Origin of the sequence: Allosphingosinicella sp. (assembly GCF_046295735.1) — a bacterium.
In the GTDB taxonomy this organism is placed as follows: Bacteria; Pseudomonadota; Alphaproteobacteria; order Sphingomonadales; family Sphingomonadaceae; genus Allosphingosinicella.
Map to the genome: position 1 here is coordinate 106,749 of NZ_JBKBMQ010000012.1, position 14,572 is coordinate 121,320.

The 14,572-nt window shown below is 66.7% G+C and carries 15 protein-coding genes, 1 tRNA gene and 1 pseudogene; 7 read left to right on the top strand and 10 right to left on the bottom strand.

All coding sequences use genetic code 11. The features are described 5' to 3' along the window. The first annotated feature begins 153 nt into the window (after positions 1–153). Positions 154–435 carry a WGxxGxxG family protein gene (locus ACK4K7_RS12440; protein WP_431866435.1) on the top strand — a complete coding sequence of 94 codons (282 nt, stop codon included), beginning with the start codon at positions 154–156 and terminating at the stop codon, positions 433–435. Between the two features lie 19 nt (positions 436–454). Here ACK4K7_RS12440 and ACK4K7_RS12445 read toward each other — a convergent pair whose 3' ends face one another. Both ACK4K7_RS12445 and ACK4K7_RS12450 read right to left on the bottom strand, forming a co-directional pair. Continuing rightward, positions 455–1,153 carry a pirin family protein gene (locus ACK4K7_RS12445; RefSeq protein WP_431866437.1) on the bottom strand — a complete coding sequence of 233 codons (699 nt, stop codon included), beginning with the start codon at positions 1,151–1,153 and terminating at the stop codon, positions 455–457. Between the two features lie 17 nt (positions 1,154–1,170). Further along, the gene (locus tag ACK4K7_RS12450; protein WP_431866439.1) at positions 1,171–1,794 is read right to left on the bottom strand and encodes an FMN-dependent NADH-azoreductase; all 624 of its coding nucleotides are present in this window, start codon (positions 1,792–1,794) and stop codon (positions 1,171–1,173) included. Between the two features lie 96 nt (positions 1,795–1,890). Here ACK4K7_RS12450 and ACK4K7_RS12455 point away from each other — a divergent pair, with 96 nt between their 5' ends. Beyond that, positions 1,891–2,817 (top strand): LysR family transcriptional regulator, encoded by a 927-nt coding sequence (locus ACK4K7_RS12455; RefSeq protein WP_431866441.1) that lies wholly within the window; start codon positions 1,891–1,893, stop codon positions 2,815–2,817. A gap of 4 nt (positions 2,818–2,821) precedes the next feature. Here ACK4K7_RS12455 and ACK4K7_RS12460 read toward each other — a convergent pair whose 3' ends face one another. The 3 genes from ACK4K7_RS12460 to ACK4K7_RS12470 form a co-directional block, all read right to left on the bottom strand. Next, positions 2,822–3,373, bottom strand: coding sequence for a DUF2059 domain-containing protein (locus ACK4K7_RS12460; protein ID WP_431866443.1), 552 nt, complete (start codon positions 3,371–3,373; stop codon positions 2,822–2,824). A gap of 13 nt (positions 3,374–3,386) precedes the next feature. Then, on the bottom strand, positions 3,387–4,193 hold the full coding sequence (locus ACK4K7_RS12465) for an undecaprenyl-diphosphate phosphatase (RefSeq protein WP_431866444.1): 807 nt from the start codon (positions 4,191–4,193) through the stop codon (positions 3,387–3,389). 79 nt (positions 4,194–4,272) lie between these two features. Next, positions 4,273–5,220 carry a complex I NDUFA9 subunit family protein gene (locus ACK4K7_RS12470; RefSeq protein WP_431866445.1) on the bottom strand — a complete coding sequence of 316 codons (948 nt, stop codon included), beginning with the start codon at positions 5,218–5,220 and terminating at the stop codon, positions 4,273–4,275. A gap of 97 nt (positions 5,221–5,317) precedes the next feature. Here ACK4K7_RS12470 and ACK4K7_RS12475 point away from each other — a divergent pair. Beyond that, positions 5,318–5,404, top strand: a tRNA-Leu gene (locus ACK4K7_RS12475). A gap of 58 nt (positions 5,405–5,462) precedes the next feature. On the opposite strand, the gene ACK4K7_RS12480 is transcribed toward ACK4K7_RS12475, so the two are convergent. Both ACK4K7_RS12480 and ACK4K7_RS12485 read right to left on the bottom strand, forming a co-directional pair. Further along, positions 5,463–6,443, bottom strand: a complete 981-nt coding sequence (locus tag ACK4K7_RS12480; RefSeq protein ID WP_431866447.1) for a mechanosensitive ion channel family protein — start codon at positions 6,441–6,443, stop codon at positions 5,463–5,465. Between the two features lie 365 nt (positions 6,444–6,808). After that, a complete protein-coding gene (locus tag ACK4K7_RS12485; protein ID WP_431866456.1) occupies positions 6,809–7,003 on the bottom strand; it encodes an HU family DNA-binding protein in 195 nt (64 codons plus the stop codon). On the opposite strand from ACK4K7_RS12485, the gene ACK4K7_RS12490 reads away from it, so the two are divergent. The 3 genes from ACK4K7_RS12490 (at position 6,920) to ACK4K7_RS12500 (ending at position 11,567) form a co-directional block, all read left to right on the top strand. Continuing rightward, on the top strand, positions 6,920–7,759 hold the full coding sequence (locus tag ACK4K7_RS12490; protein ID WP_431866460.1) for a TetR/AcrR family transcriptional regulator: 840 nt from the start codon (positions 6,920–6,922) through the stop codon (positions 7,757–7,759). The two genes, ACK4K7_RS12485 and ACK4K7_RS12490, sit on opposite strands and share 84 nt — an antisense overlap. 202 nt (positions 7,760–7,961) lie before the next feature. Then, positions 7,962–10,886 carry a TonB-dependent receptor domain-containing protein gene (locus ACK4K7_RS12495; RefSeq protein ID WP_431866449.1) on the top strand — a complete coding sequence of 975 codons (2,925 nt, stop codon included), beginning with the start codon at positions 7,962–7,964 and terminating at the stop codon, positions 10,884–10,886. A gap of 126 nt (positions 10,887–11,012) precedes the next feature. Then, positions 11,013–11,567 (top strand): PadR family transcriptional regulator, encoded by a 555-nt coding sequence (locus ACK4K7_RS12500; RefSeq protein WP_431866451.1) that lies wholly within the window; start codon positions 11,013–11,015, stop codon positions 11,565–11,567. A 427-nt stretch (positions 11,568–11,994) separates the two neighbouring features. Here the strand turns inward: ACK4K7_RS12500 and ACK4K7_RS12505 are convergent, their stop codons facing one another. The 3 genes from ACK4K7_RS12505 to ACK4K7_RS12515 all read right to left on the bottom strand — a co-directional run bounded on the left by ACK4K7_RS12505 (position 11,995) and on the right by ACK4K7_RS12515 (position 13,159). After that, a complete protein-coding gene (locus tag ACK4K7_RS12505; protein WP_431866458.1) occupies positions 11,995–12,252 on the bottom strand; it encodes an acyl-CoA thioester hydrolase/BAAT C-terminal domain-containing protein in 258 nt (85 codons plus the stop codon). Beyond that, entirely contained in the window at positions 12,144–12,917 is a 774-nt protein-coding gene (locus tag ACK4K7_RS12510) for an alpha/beta hydrolase (RefSeq protein ID WP_431866462.1), read from the bottom strand. Before ACK4K7_RS12510 ends, ACK4K7_RS12505 begins: the two co-directional genes overlap by 109 nt. A gap of 116 nt (positions 12,918–13,033) precedes the next feature. Continuing rightward, the gene (locus ACK4K7_RS12515; protein ID WP_431866453.1) at positions 13,034–13,159 is read right to left on the bottom strand and encodes a hypothetical protein; all 126 of its coding nucleotides are present in this window, start codon (positions 13,157–13,159) and stop codon (positions 13,034–13,036) included. A 1,077-nt stretch (positions 13,160–14,236) separates the two neighbouring features. On the opposite strand from ACK4K7_RS12515, the pseudogene ACK4K7_RS12520 reads away from it, so the two are divergent. Continuing rightward, positions 14,237–14,452 (top strand): annotated as a pseudogene (locus tag ACK4K7_RS12520) (transposase); the annotation flags it as partial. Positions 14,453–14,572 lie beyond the last annotated feature (120 nt).

The following is a 14,572-nucleotide window of genomic DNA, read 5'->3' on the forward strand; positions in this document are numbered from 1 at the left end:
TTCGCAGTCTCGTCTTTTGCTCCCCTCCCTCCCCCCCCCCCCCCCTCCCCCCCCCCCCCCCCCTCCCCGCCCCCTCCCCCTGCTCTTGCCCCCGCGCCTGCGCCGGACCCCGTACCGGGACCGGCGGCCGAACCGGCGGCGCCTCCGCCGCCCGTGCCGGCGATACCGCCCGCCGAGATCCTCGACGATCCGGTCGGCCCGGGGTTCAACGACTCGCTTTTCGCGGATCCGGTGCTGAACGAATATGGGACGGCCGAATATGCGGAAGGCCGCCGCGGCGGGTTCGACTGGGGGCTGCTGGGCCTGCTCGGCCTGTTCGGGTTGCTGGGCCTCGTGAAGCGGCGGGACGGCTATGTCCGCACCGTCCAACACGAGCATCCGGACCCGCGGACCACCAGGGTCCACACGCCGGGTGACGAGCCGCGCGCGACCTGAGGCGCGGCGCGGCCCGCTTTCACTTCGCGTCGACCAGCACGATCTCCGCTTCCTCCAGAGCGCGGATCGACAGCTTCGACTCGCCGGTGACGGCGATGCCGTCGCGCGCATCGGCCCGCACGCCGTTCACCTCGATCGCGCCGGTGGCGGGAACGAGATAGACGTGGCGCGCCGGATCGAGCGTCAGCTCGGCCGCCTCGCCCGCCTTCAGCGTCGCGCCCAGCACCCTTGCGGCGGCGTTGATGCGGAGCGCCTCCGCGTCACCTTCGTCGCCGCTCGCCAGCGTCACGAAGCGGCCGGCCCGCGCGCCCTTCGGAAAGGGCTTCGCGCCCCAGCTCGGATCGGCGCCGGGCCGGTCGGTCTGTACCCAGATCTGGAAGATGGTCGTCAGCTCATCCTCCAGATTGTACTCGGCATGGCGCACGCCCGTGCCGGCCGACATCACCTGGACGTCGCCCGCCGCCGTCCGGCCCTTGTTGCCCATCGAATCTTGATGGGTGATCGCGCCGGTGCGGACATAGGTGATGATCTCCATGTCCTGGTGCGGATGCGGCGGGAAGCCGGAGCGAGCGGCGATCTCGTCGTCGTTCCACACCCGGATCGCGCCCCAGCCCATCCGTGCCGGATCGTAGTAGTTGGCGAAGGAGAAATGGTGGCGCGCGTTCAGCCAGCCATGGTCCGCATGGCCGAGCGTCGTGAACTTCCTCAACTCGATCATATCGTTTCCTCCTCTCTTCAGGCGGCCAGCGCGAGCTCGCGCTCGGCAAGCCCCGCCAGTTGCCGCGCGGCGTCGTCGATCGCCTGCGAAGCCGCTTCGGGACCGAAGGCCAGCTTCTCGGCGCGGACGAACGTCACGTCGTCGATCCCCATGAAGCCGAGCAGGATGCGCAGATGCGGTTCCTGCCCGTCCATCGCGGCGGCCGGACCTTCGCTGTAGAAGCCGGCGCGGGTTTCGATCACCACCGCCTTCTTGCCCTTGACCAGGCCTTCCGGCCCCGCCTCGGTGTAGCGGAAGGTGACGCCGGCGCGCAGCACATGGTCGAACCAGGCCTTCAGCGTCGACGCGATGCCGAAATTGTACATCGGCGAACCGATCACGATCACGTCCGCCGCCTGGATCTCGGCGACGAGCGTGTCGGACAGCGCGAGCGCCTCCCGCCCCGCCTCGCCTTCCGGCGTGCCGCGGATCGCGGACACGGTCTCGGGCAGGAGATGCGGCACCGGATCGCTGCCGAGATCGCGCACGATCGTTTCGAGCGACGGATCCTGCGCGCGCAGCCGGTCGATCAGTTCGCCCGCCAGGCGGTTCGAAACCGAGGAGTCGCCGAGCGCGCTGCTGGTGATGATGAGAGCCTTCATGGATCGCTTCCCTTTTTCCAATTCTTGTCTCCGGGAAGATATGGCGCTAGCTGCGTTGCCGGTAGACGATCCTGCCGCATCATGGTGTTGCAAAATATGGAACGGTCCGCGGTCGATCTGGTGGATGTCCTCTCGTTCGTGCGGGTGGTGGAAACCGGCGCCTTCGCCCGCGCGGCGGAGCGGATGGGCATCTCGAAACCCGTCCTTTCCCGCCGGGTCGCGCGGCTGGAGGAACAGCTCGGCGCCCGCCTTCTCACCCGCACCGCGCGCGGCGCCCAGCCGACCGACATCGGCGAGGCTTATTATGCGAGGGCCTCCGCCATCCTCGCCGACCTGGAGGCGGCACAGGAGATCGTCGCGGAAGCGGTGACGCAGGTGGCGGGCCCCATCCGGCTGTCGGCGCCGCTGTCCTTCGGAGTCGCCCATCTCGCGCCCGCCTTGGCCGATTTCGCCGCCGCCCATCCGCGGGTGGAGCTCGACATCGAATATGAGGACCGCAGCGTCGATCTGGTCGGCGGCGGCTACGACCTTGCGGTGCGGATCGGAAAGCTCGCCGATTCGGCGCTGATCGCGCGGCGGATCGCGCCGGTCCGCAAGGTGCTGATCGCCAGCCCCGCTTATCTCGCCGCCCGCGGCCGCCCCGAGGTGCCGGCGGACCTCCCCGGCCACGATCTGCTGCTCTACGCCAACGAGCAGTGGCGCTTCCGGGTCGGCGACGGCTGGGAACAGGTACGGGTGCGACCGCGGCTACGGGCCGACAATGGCGACATGCTGCTCGCCGCCGCGGTCGCCGGCCTCGGCATCTGCATCCTGCCGAGCTTCATCGCCGCTCCCGCCATCGAAGCGGGCAAGGTCGAAGTGCTGCTGCGCCGCCATCCGCTGGAGGAAGTGGGCCTCCATGTCGTGATGCCGCCCGGCCGCGCCGCGACGGCGCGGGTGCGCGCGCTGGTCGATTTCCTGACCGACCGCTTCGGGCCGGAGCCTTCCTGGGATCCGTGCTGGCTCGCCGGCGCCCACGGCTGAGGAATCAGCTGTCGGAGCCGGGCGGCCTCTGCTCGCGCAGATAGTCGAGGAGAAGCTCGCCGATCCGGCGCTGCAGGTCCGGCAGGCGCCGGGCCGCCTCGGCCAAGCCCACCTGCTGGATCTCGGCCATGAATTGCGGGGCGATGCGGTTCATCTTCACCATGACGGGGTGCGTCTGAAGCCGGCGCAACTCCCGCAGCTCCTCGGCGCTGAAATAGCGGGCGTAGATCACCGCCGCATCCTCGACCGCGGTGTCGCGCACGGCGGCGACATAGTCCTGGAGATGTTCGAGCGCGACTTGCCGGAGACGCCCCTCAAGCTCCGGCGGCAGTTCGATGCCCTGGTCCTCCTCGATCTGGCGCAGCATCGTCGTCATCGTCGCATTGCCGGTCTGGAGCACCATCGCTTCCATCTGATCGGCCAGCCCCACCTCCGCCAGCATTTCGCGGGCGGCGACCAGCGCCTCCGGATCGGGCGTCGCCGCCGGTTGCGCGAGCGCGGCGCCGGGCGATGCGAGCCAGAAAGCGGCGACGAGGAGGCTCAGGCGTGCGAACATGACGCGGTTCCTGTCAACGGCCCAGCAGCCAGACGAGCGCGACCGTCCCGATCACGATTCGGTACCAGGCGAAGGGCGCGAAGCCGAAGCGGGAAACGATCGCCACGAACGCCTTCACCACGATCAGCGCCGTCACGAAGGCGACCGCGAAACCGATCCCGATCGCCCCCACATCGTCGGCGGTCAGGATGTCGCGATTCTTGTAGAGATCGTAGACCGTCGCCGCGAGCATGGTGGGGACGGCGAGGAAGAAGCTGAATTCGGCTGCGGTCTTGCGCTCCACGCCCATCACCAGCGCGCCCATGATGGTCGCGCCGGAGCGGCTGACGCCCGGGATCATGGCGAGGCACTGGATGACGCCGATGATCAGCGCGGTGCGGGTGCTGATCGCCTCCACGCTGTCGAACCGCACCGTCTTCACCATCCGTTCGATGAGGAGGATGGCGATGCCGCCGAGCACCAGGGCGACGCAGACCACCTCCGGCGTCTCCAGCAACACGCGGATGTTGGCGTAGAAGATGAAGCCCACCACCATCGCCGGCAGGAAAGCGAGCAGGATGTTGCGGCTGAAGGCGAAGCTGCCGGCATCGCGGCGCAGCAGGCCCGCCGCGACGCCGGTGAAGCGGCTGTGATAGGCGACGAGCACGGCGAGGATCGCGCCCATCTGAATCGCGATCTTGAAGGTCTTGGACGCCTCCCCCTCGAAGCCGAGCAGGGTCGAGGCGAGGACCAGATGGCCGGTCGAGGAGACCGGGATGAACTCGGTCATCCCCTCGAGGATGCCCAGCAGGATGATGGTGATGACGGATGCGCTGTTCATGAACCTCTGTTCGCTGGGCTAGGGGAAACGGCGGGGCGCCGCCGCCCCGGCGGCCGAGGCGCGGAAAGCCGAGGCCTCGTCAATAAGGCGACTGGGCGAAGCGGCCCTGCCGGCGGTAATGGGTGAGCCAGCCTTCGGTGACGGCGGCGAGCGGCGCGGGCGAGATGCCGAACGCCTCGAATCCCGGCAGGTCGGGCGAGGCGACATTGTCCTGCTGCAGCATCAGCCACTGGTCCCAGGTGATCGGCGCGCCCGGCACCCAGCCGCTGGTGCGGGCGAGGAGGCGACCGGCGACGTCCGGGATCTCGGCGACCGGCTTGGTGCCGCGCCCGGTCGCGTGGCAGATCCAGCCGTTGAGATCGCGCATCGAGATCGCCTGCGGTCCGCCGAGCTCGTAGGTCTGGCCGCCATGCGTGCGCGGATCGAGCGCGGCGGCGGCGATCGCGCGGCCGAGATCGGCCGCCCAGACCGGCTGCAGCTTCACCCCGCCGCGCAGCACCGGGATGAATGGAAGCAGCCGGGCCATGCGGGCGAAGCGGTTGACGAAATTGTCCTCCATCCCGAACACGACCGAGGGGCGAATGATGGTGGCGCCCGGGAAAGCCTGGCGCACCATCCCCTCGCCCACGCCCTTGGACGATCCGTAGCGCGATTCGGAGGCGGCGTCGGCGCCGATGGCGGAGACGTGGACGAGCGCGTCCGCGCCGGCCTCGGCCGCCGCCTCGGCGACGTTGCGGGCGCCGGTCACGTGCACCGCCTCGAAATTGCCCTTGAGGATGCCGACCAGGTTGATCACCGCGTCGCTGCCCTGGACGGCGGCGCGGACGGAAGCGGCGTCGGTCACGTCGGCGCGGACGAACTGCGTCATGCCGAGCCCGCCGAGCGGCTTCAGGAAGAAGGCCCGGCGCGGATCGCGCTGGGCGATGCGCACCCGCACGCGGTGGCGATGGAGCGCCTGCGCCACGTAGCGGCCGACGAAGCCGCCGCCGCCGAACACCGTCACCACCCGGTCATTCTTCTGAACCATCTGGAATTTCCGCCTTCGAAAGTCGCGCCCCCATTGCCCGCTCGAACCTTCATTGACAAGCGCCTCGCGCGCCCCTAACTCGCCGCTCCTACCCCGTGCCCAGGTGGCGGAATTGGTAGACGCACCAGCTTCAGGTGCTGGCGCTCGCAAGGGCGTGGAGGTTCGAGTCCTCTCCTGGGCACCATTCTTGGTCAGAGTTGGGCGCTGTAGGCGGCTCGCCGTTGACCGGGCTTCAGCTTAGGCTAGTTTTCCTCTTCGGGCCCGGCTTCCGCGGCTTTCCTACGCGGCCGCGGCGGCTTCTCGCCGGCGGGCCAGCCTTCGCGTTGCCGCGAGCGGTCGCCATCACTCTCCTCCGACTGATCATGGAAAAGGACGACCTGCGTCGGAAATGGAAGGTCGATGCCCCGCTCATTGGCCACATTGAAGATAGCGAGGATCACGCGGGCGCGGACATGGACTTGATCCCGACGTTCCGACTGAGTCCACCAGCGGACCCTGAGATTGACCGTGGAGTCCGCCAGCTCCCAGGGAAGGCATTCGGGCGCGGGCATTTCAATCACGCCTTCCACCAGCCTCACCGCTTCGACGAACGCCTCGGCAGCCTCCGAGGGATTGTCGCCATAGCCGATCCCGACATCATATTCATCGCGCCGGATGTCATAGGCGGTGTTCACCATCACGGGGGAGGTATAGATGTCCGCATTGGGGATTATGACTCTGCGACCGTCATAAGTCTTTATGATGGTGGCGCGGCTCTCGATGTGCTCAACCGTTCCTTCATATTCCTTAACCTTGATCTGATCGCCTTGTTTGAACGGCCTCCTCAGCAGCAGAAGGAGCCCGGCGAGAAGATTTTGCAGGATATCCTTGAAGGCGAAGCCGATGGCGACCGAACCGATGCCGAGCGTCGCGAGAATGTCCCCGGGCGCGATGGTCGGGAAGATGATGGCCGCCGCCATCAGGAAGGCTACGAGCATGAACGCCCCAAAGGCGAGGGAGCCTAGGAGCGAGCCAAGATCGTGCCGTCCTCGTCGCTCTGCCGCTCGGGTCACCCCCGCTCTGACGAGGCGGGCGAGCCCCCAGGCGATTAGCAGAAGAACGAGGCCAGCGATGATGTTGGGCAGTTGGTAGAAAAAGCCTTCGACGAAGCCGATCGCCTTGGCCTCGATAAGGTCGGCCGGATCGGCAACCTCGCTGTCTGGCTCAGGTGTTTGCATGCTCATCCAACCGGCTACCAATAGCTCAGTTCCACACGCTCTGGCGGACCAGAATGCCTTGAGCGGCGTCAGGAAAGATCCAGGGATCCGGTATATGGCTGAAGTTAACCAGATAGCGGAGCGTATGGCGCGGTTTTATCCTGATCTTCGATATGCGCCCTGCATGAATATGGAGGCAGTTTTTGGCCGCGCCCCCGGGCTCCATAAGAACGGCTTTCGTGCCCTTGCTGCGGCCTCCGACAGCTCCCGCGCATGCCAGTTGGTCAGGCGCACGTAGCCATGGCTCGCGGTCTTGCGATGAGCTGCGGATCGGGCGATCCGTGAATACCGTAGCGGTGCTCTGAAGGGTCGATCCAGATACCGCCGGGACCTCAGCCGTTGAGCTTGTGCTTCAGCGGCGCGGCGGGGATGAAACGGAGCCGGCGGCCGCGCCCCGCGGCTTCTGCGCGATCGACGACCGTGAACTTGCCGAAGGCCGGCAAGTGGATCTCCTCGCCCCGCGCGGCCGCGTCGCCAATCGTTTGAAGGAGCCCGTCGATGATCTCACGCGCGGCGGCGCGGCTGATCCCCTGATCGGCCGAAACGCGGTCGGCAATGTCCGCAATCTTCACGCCGCTCTCCTGCTAATTGACGATATAGTCCGAAACGTACTAGACAACGTGCGGAATTGCAAGGTGAGGGCAAGCGCCATGGCTCGAATTTCCGCTCGGGAACGGCACAAGGACGAGTTGATCGACGCGGCTGCCCTCATGCTGGCGCGGGCGCCCTTCGCCGCCTTCTCGCGTGAAGCGCTCGCGCGGGAATGCGGCGCCAAGTCGAGCACCGTCAGGTCCTATTTCCCCGATCTCGAATGGCTGAAGCGGAAGGCTGTCGCCCGAATCTTCGCCAGGGTGCGAAGCGAAATTGAAGCGCTGGAGGTCGCGCCGGCCGCGACCGTCCACCAGGCGGCGCGAAGCTTCCTGCAGGCGTTCGCGGACCTGCTGGGTCGCGGTGTCTATGTGGACATGTTGCGCGTGTTGGTGCGCGAGTCCCTCGTTGAAGCGTGGGTCGGCGATCTTTATCGGGAGCAGGTCCTTGGTACGGCTGCCGCGGCGCTCGCGCAGCATGTCCGCGCCGCAGGTCGCCGCTACGGGACGCACGTATCGCTGCGCGACGGCGTCGGGGAAACAGTGCTCGGCCGGATGGAGGCCGCGATCGCTCTGCCGACCTTGCTTCCCAGCTGGCATGGCTGCGCCGTCAGCGACCGGTCGGCGGCCGTAGAGCGGGCGACGTCGGATACAATCGCCGGGACGTTCGCCTTCGAGTTCGCCGAAGCGGCCTGAGCGAGCGAGGACTGTGGCCGAACTGCAACGTTGCTGCAATGAAGTGCGATTAGGACCACCGGTCCACTTGCCCCCCAGAACGAGTGCGATATTCAGTACGAAGAGGACCAAACTCGACGGGGCGCAAGGCCCGACGAGGCCTCGGCTCCATTTGGAGACCCGTCAGAGAGCGGCCGGCAGATGCCGCAGCAAGGGGACTGAAATGTCGAACACGTTAATCAAGAGAAGCTTGCTCGCCTCCACCATCCTGGGGCTGAGCGGCATGGTCGCGGCGCCCGCTTTGGCGCAGTCGGCCGGCCAGCCGGTCGAGGCGCAGCCCGACGTCATCGATTCGCCGACCACCGGCGCGATCGTCGTCACCGGTTCGCGCATCGCGCGTCCGAACCTGGAGCAGTCCAGCCCCGTGACGGTCGTCGACGCGGCGGAGATCTCGCTTTCCCAGCCGATCTCGGCCGAAGAATTCCTGCGTGAGCTGCCGGGCACCGTCCCGAGCATCGGCCCGGCGGTGAACAACGGCACCAACGGTTCGGCGCAGCTCAACCTGCGCGGCCTCGGTCCGAACCGCAACCTCATCCTCATGAACGAGCGTCGCGTCGTTCCGGCGACCCTCGCCGGCGTGGTCGACCTCAACATCATCCCGGTCGCGCTGCTCGAGCGTGTCGACGTCTTCACCGGCGGCGCCTCCTCGGTCTACGGCGCCGACGCGGTCGCGGGCGTGGTGAACTTCATCACCCGCCGCAACTTCGCCGGTATCGACATCAATGCCAATTACGGCATCACCGAGCGTGGCGACGGTTCGTCCTACCGGGTCGATCTCACCACCGGCGCGAACTTCGACGACGGCCGCGGCAACGCGGTGCTGAGCGTCAGCTATTCGAACACCAACCCGGTTCTCCAGGGCGCTCGCGCGGTGGGTACCGTCAGCCGCAGCTCGGCGACGGGCAACCCCCAGGGATCGGCCACTGCCACTCCGGCTTCGATCCTGTTTCCGGTGGTCGGCCGCTTTGAAGGCGGCTCGATCCTCACCGGTGCCGCCAACCTGGCGAACTACAACTTCAACCCGCTGAACGTCTTCCAGACTCCGCTGGAGCGCTGGTCGGTGTTCGGTCAGGCCCGCTACGAGATTTCGCCGGCGATCGAGGTCTTCACCGAGGCTTTCTACGTCAACAGCGAAGTCGACCAGCAGATCGCGCCGTCGGGTAGCTTCTTCACGGATCTTCAGGTTCCGTTGAACAACCAGTTCCTGACGCCGACCCAGCGCCTCCAGCTCTGCCAGGCCTTCTTCCAGGTCCCGGCGCCCACCGCGACCAACGCGAACGCGACCCGCAACAGCACGCCCGAGGAATGCGCTCCGCGCATCGCGGCCGGTGAAGAAGTGACGACCCAGATCGGCCGTCGCTTCACCGAAGCCGGTCCGCGTCGCACGAATTACCTGACCCACACCTTCCAGGTTGTGGCCGGCGCCCGCGGTCCGCTGACCCCGACCCTCAACTGGGAAATCAGCGGTCAGTACGGCGAATCGGATCGTCAGAACACGTCGTTCGGCCAGGGTCTGCGCGACAGCCTGCAGGCGGGCGTTCGTGGATGTCCAGCGGGCTCGCCCCCGGGCTGCGTGCCGATCAACATCTTCGGTCCGGAAGGCACGTTCACCCAGGCGATGTTCGATTTCATCAACATCCCGACCTTCGCCTTCATCAACACCGAACTCGCCGCCGCGCAGGCGACGGTCTCGGGCGATCTCGGCTGGGGCAGCCCGCTCGCGGTCGAGCCGATCGGCGTGGCCGTCGGTCTTGAATATCGCCGCTACGGCGGTTCGTCGGGGGGCGACGCGGTCTCGCGGACTCCGGGCGCGGTGCTCGGCGCCGGCGCGGCTTCGCTTCCGATCACCGGTGAGTATGACGCGCGCGAAGCGTTCGCCGAACTCGTGATCCCGCTGATCGAAGACAGCTTCATCCACAACTTCACCATCGAGGCCGGCGCCCGCTACTCCGATTATTCCACGTCCGGCGGCAACTGGACGTACAAGGTCGGCGCCAGCCTGATGCCGATCCGGGACATCAAGCTGCGCGGCGTCTATTCCCGCGCGGTCCGTGCCCCGAACATCGGCGAGCTGTTCCAGCCGCAGGTGACGTTCCTCACCAACCGGACCACCGACCCCTGCGCCGAGGGCGGCCCGGTCGGCAACGCGGCGCTCACCGCCCGTTGTATCGCTCAGGGCGCCACGGCGGCCCAGATCGGCAACATTCCGCAGCCGGTCGCGGGTCAGATCAACGCCACCGGCGGCGGCAACCCGAACCTCCTTCCGGAGACGGCAACCACCATCACCGCCGGTGTGGTGCTCCAGCCGACATTCCTGCCGGGGACGGCCTTCACCGCCGACTTCTTCGACATCAAGGTGCGGGATTACGTGTCCGCGCCCTCTCAGGCCGACGTCATCGACGCCTGCTTGACCGGTGGCGATCTTGCGGCGTGCGCCCTCACAAAGCGTAACCCGCTGACCGGCGGCCTGTCGGGCCCGAACGACACGACCCCGGGTCCGTTCCTGGGTTCGTCGAACCTCGGCCGGCTCGAGACGAACGGCTTCGACTTCGGCGCCAGCTTCCGCCGGGATCTCGGCTTTGCCCGCCTGAACCTCAACGGCAATGCCACCTGGACTCGGAAGTTCCTGTTCCAGGCGACCCCGACGTCGATCAACCGCGACTGCCTTGCGCATTACAGCGTGTCGTGCGATCCGCCCCTGCCGAAGTGGACCTGGAACGTCCGTACGACGCTCAGCTTCGCGCAGACCGACGTGTCGCTGCTGTGGCGCCACCTGTCCTCGGTCAGCGTCGAGCCGCCGGCTCCGAACCCGCAGCTGCCGACCGGTACTCCGACCACTGGTGGACCGGCGACGGTGTTCCCCGCTTACCAGCGGATCCCGTCGGCCGACTACTTCGACCTGTCCATCCAGCACGCGATCGCGGACAACATGCGCATGACGCTGACCGTGCAGAACCTGCTCGACCGGGATCCGCCGGACGTGGGCAACACCGTGGGTTCGACGACCTACAACAGCGGCAACACCTACCCGACCATGTACGACGCCCTCGGCCGTCGCTACACGGTGGGCGTGAACCTCCGCTTCTAAGAAGCGGCGGAAAAGTCGAAAAACTTCGGGGCGGACCGCAAGGTCCGCCCCTTCTTCTTTGCGCCGAAGTTGACAAGCGCCACTTGTGACGCCTTTGTGAACCCCTGAAGTCTAGGGGTCCCGAGGATGGGTGCGGCCGTGCACGAGCTCAGCGACAATGAAGGGACGTTCCTTTCTCTGCTGCTGCGGGCGCAACCGCTGAGCGCCTATCAAGTCGCCAAGGTGTACGAAGAATCCCCGGTCAGCAATTTCGGCACCAGCAAGGGCAAGCTCTATCCGCTGATCCAGCGGCTGCGCGACCGCGGCCTCGTGGAGGCGGAGTTGATCGCGGGACGCGGTCGCAAGGTCGAGCGGCTGCGTTGCACCGTTGCGGGCCGGGACGCGGTCCGCGCCTGGGTGCTGCGGGTGCGCGATCCGCATCTGCTGCTCGAAGATCCGTTGCGCACGAAGATCCAGTCCTTCGGCCTTCTCGAACGGGACGAGCAGATCGCCTGGCTGGTGGAGGTGAAGGCCGCGCTGGCGGCCAAGCTCGAGGATGTCGAGCAATATGGCCGGGAGGTGGACGTGCCCTACAAGGAGTTCGTCCACGACGGCGCCGTGAGTTCCATCCGCAGCCGAATCGACTGGCTCGAGCGGGTGCTCCTGAAGGTCGTCCGGAGCCCGGTATCGCCTGATCGGTGACGTTCGTCGCCCGGAGCGGCGCTTCGTCGAAAATCACATCTGGCCGGGCGCCGCATGACCCACATCCAAGGTCGAGGGTGGACGTGGCGGCCATGGATGAGACTCCCGTAGACAAAGCCGACGACAAGCCGGACGAACACGGCGGGACGGGCCGTGCCGATCGTGCGCGGGCGGGCCCCACGCCCGCCGTCAAGGCGGCGCCGCGCGCCGCGAAATCGCGGGTGCGCCGGCCCCGTCCCGGCCTCTATTAGGAAGGGTGAACGGTCTCCATCGAGTGACCCGGATGGGATGCTCTGGCCGAGACCCCCTACACAGTCATCGTACTTTCCAACCTCATGATCGTTACGTGCATTTCTGTCACGGAGAAGATCCTTCAGATCCTGGCTCCCACCCGGGCTGCGGTTCCGCCGCCAAAAATCGGCCTCAATCAATGAGCTCTGCGTGAGCGCGCCTTCAGGAACCGTTTCGTTGCGGCCCAGGCCTCCGTCCGTGCGGCGAGGGTACCCTCTTCCGTCCCTCCGAACCAGAATCGGTTCTCACCCTCGCCAAAGGTGACGAGGCCCGGCCCCGGTCCCATCAAGAGGTGGCTGGCATCCTCATATTGAAGGTTTGTAACCGCATGCCGGAAGCGCGCCCGCCGCAAGCGCTCGGCAATCTGATCCGCCATGCGCGCTGCCGGCCAGATGTTGTCCGCGCGGCTCGACACCAGCAGGATCGGGCCAGCGATCCGCTCGACGGGATGGCGGCCCGGCGTCGCTGCGCCGGGTCGGCCAAGGCGGCCGCGAAGGCACTTGGGCCGGGTTGAGGCTCGCTAGCCGCATAGGGAACCGGACCGCGCGCGTCCTGCCAGGCCGCCCTGCGACCGCTGGCATCGCCCACCGCGCCCCACACCAATGAGGAAGGCGAGAATGCGACAATCCCGGCGATGTCGCGGTGACGGGAAGCGAGCAAAAGCGCGAGCTCGGCGCCTCGTGACTCGCCCATCAGCACGATTGGTCGCCGAGGAAAGCGCGCTCGCATCCATGCCAGAGGCCGGCCGAAATAGGCCAGCGGGATCTCCTCCAGCCGGTCGGGTAGACCCGCAACCCGACCCGAAAAGCCGCTGAAGTAGGCCAGCGCCAGCGTCGGGTACCCGCTTGCGGCCAGGTCCTGCGCAGCGCGACGCGACGGATAGCCGCCATCAGAACCACCCAGCATCAGCACAACGGCGCCGCTCCCGTCCGGAGCCTCGTAAAGGCGCCCGGCGATCATGTCTGCCGCGACCGTCAGTTCGATCGGCTCCGCGGACTGAGCGTGAGCCGCCGCAGCCGGTAACAACATGGAAAGTGCGAGTAACAGCCAGCGCAACATGGATCTCTTCCTCCCTGACCAGGGCTCCGCTTACCGAACTCCTTATTTGCGCCGGGAGGAATTCGGCGAATGGGCATCCTGGGCCGGTGAACGAACCATGCTGTCGCCCGGCAGCCTCAGAGCACCTTCTCCCGAAGGAGCAGGTGGGTGGGAATGGCGACGAGTGCCAGCGAGGCGGCGTTGACCATCGCCGCCCGCGCGGCAGGCTGCCAAGCAAGCGGCAAGGCAATCGCCAGAGCCATCCAATAGGCAAGGAAGGAAGCCCCAAGGAGCAGCGCGAAGAAGGCAATGTCACCGGGAGTGCGATGATCCGCCGGCCTCTGCGCCTTGTGCTGCGGCTGGACGGAGCCGGCGCCCTGCGCGCCATCAAGGAGGATACCCTCCTCTGCCGCTCTGACGCTCCCGCTAAACCACGGGAGACCGGATGCAGTAGGGGACTTCCGCATCTTGCCAAACTTTCGATGGAATGTTTTGCGGCCACTATGTCGGGAGGCGTCGAGGGTGGCAATGAAGTCGAGCAGCGGTGCTTGGCTCTGCGGATCTCACAGCCGATTGAGAGCTCAAGCTCGCGCAAATGTAGACACGGTAGTTCCAAGCCCCGGTTGCAGGCTATCCCACCCGAGTTCCCGTTGCCGATGCCCCAAAAGATAGTCTCCCCGACTCTTCGGGAGCACCTACTGAATGGATTGGCAGGTTCGAAGAGCGAGTGCGAGCGACGTGGATGCGAACATACCGCGGCTTGGTATTTGCACTTCTTGAGCTCGACCCTCTCGCGGACGTCATGGTCCATCCTGTTCATGCGGCATCCCCTTGTTCGGCCCGGCGAAGCAATCAGGCGCAGGCGCCTTTCCAAAGCGCGACCGGCGGCCCGCCGCCTTCCGAAACGGCTAAGTTCAGGAAGGTTAGGCGTGCGAGAGAAATTCCCTCCATCAATAAAGTCTGTTCAATCGATCCGCTCGATCAGTCGCCGACCCGGATCCGTCCGGCGAATCGGAAGCTTCCGATCCACCAGCAGCGAACCATATCGGTGGGCCTGTAGGAAAGCTTTTTAGTCGATCGGGTGAGCAGTCGGCGCCTCGCGGATGAGGGGCGGGCAGTCCGAAAGCCGTCCCGGCGGGGCATGACCTTCGGCATATGGTCAGCCGCGCGGCACCGTGTCAGCCGTCGCGACATGACTGGTGAACGCATCTCGACATCCCGGCGGGCATCGGTCCGGCTGCTCCACTGCCTGGCGGCGTGGCTGGCGCTGCTGGTCGCGGCGCCGGCGCAGGGCCAGGGCCAGGGGGAAAGGCTGGTCGCGGTCGGGCTGGTGGCGGATGAGCCGCATCTACACCATGCTCGGCCGCGAATATGCGGAGCATGGCACCACCAGTCACCGCCTCAATGAGTATGTGAACGCCGAGGATCGCACGATCCACACCAACACCGTGGAAGGCGCCTTCTCCATCTTCAAGCGCGGCATGAAGGGTGTCTATCAGCACTGCGGCGAGCAGCACCTTCACCGCTACCTCGCGGAGTTCGAGTTCCGCTACAACAAGCATCCGGAACAGCGGTGCGAAGCCTTGGGTGTCGTGGGCCTGCCCCGGCGTCAGCACGAAGCCGAGCGGTCGTCCCTGGCCGTCGCAGCGGGCGTGCAGCTTGGTGGTGAAGCCTCC

What these genes read in the sequence shown, in the direction of transcription:
- ACK4K7_RS12465 (WP_431866444.1), bottom strand. Translation starts at nt 4,193, where the DNA reads ATGAACAGCGCATCCGTCATCACCATCATCCTGCTGGGCATCCTCGAG.
- ACK4K7_RS12515 (WP_431866453.1), bottom strand. Translation starts at nt 13,159, where the DNA reads ATGGCTCTGGCGATTGCCTTGCCGCTTGCTTGGCAGCCTGCCGCGCGG.
- ACK4K7_RS12455 (WP_431866441.1), top strand. Translation starts at nt 1,891, where the DNA reads ATGGAACGGTCCGCGGTCGATCTGGTGGATGTCCTCTCGTTCGTGCGG.
- ACK4K7_RS12470 (WP_431866445.1), bottom strand. Translation starts at nt 5,220, where the DNA reads ATGGTTCAGAAGAATGACCGGGTGGTGACGGTGTTCGGCGGCGGCGGC.
- ACK4K7_RS12445 (WP_431866437.1), bottom strand. Translation starts at nt 1,153, where the DNA reads ATGATCGAGTTGAGGAAGTTCACGACGCTCGGCCATGCGGACCATGGC.
- ACK4K7_RS12510 (WP_431866462.1), bottom strand. Translation starts at nt 12,917, where the DNA reads ATGTTGCGCTGGCTGTTACTCGCACTTTCCATGTTGTTACCGGCTGCG.
- ACK4K7_RS12460 (WP_431866443.1), bottom strand. Translation starts at nt 3,373, where the DNA reads ATGTTCGCACGCCTGAGCCTCCTCGTCGCCGCTTTCTGGCTCGCATCG.
- ACK4K7_RS12450 (WP_431866439.1), bottom strand. Translation starts at nt 1,794, where the DNA reads ATGAAGGCTCTCATCATCACCAGCAGCGCGCTCGGCGACTCCTCGGTT.
- ACK4K7_RS12495 (WP_431866449.1), top strand. Translation starts at nt 7,962, where the DNA reads ATGTCGAACACGTTAATCAAGAGAAGCTTGCTCGCCTCCACCATCCTG.
- ACK4K7_RS12500 (WP_431866451.1), top strand. Translation starts at nt 11,013, where the DNA reads ATGGGTGCGGCCGTGCACGAGCTCAGCGACAATGAAGGGACGTTCCTT.
- ACK4K7_RS12480 (WP_431866447.1), bottom strand. Translation starts at nt 6,443, where the DNA reads ATGAGCATGCAAACACCTGAGCCAGACAGCGAGGTTGCCGATCCGGCC.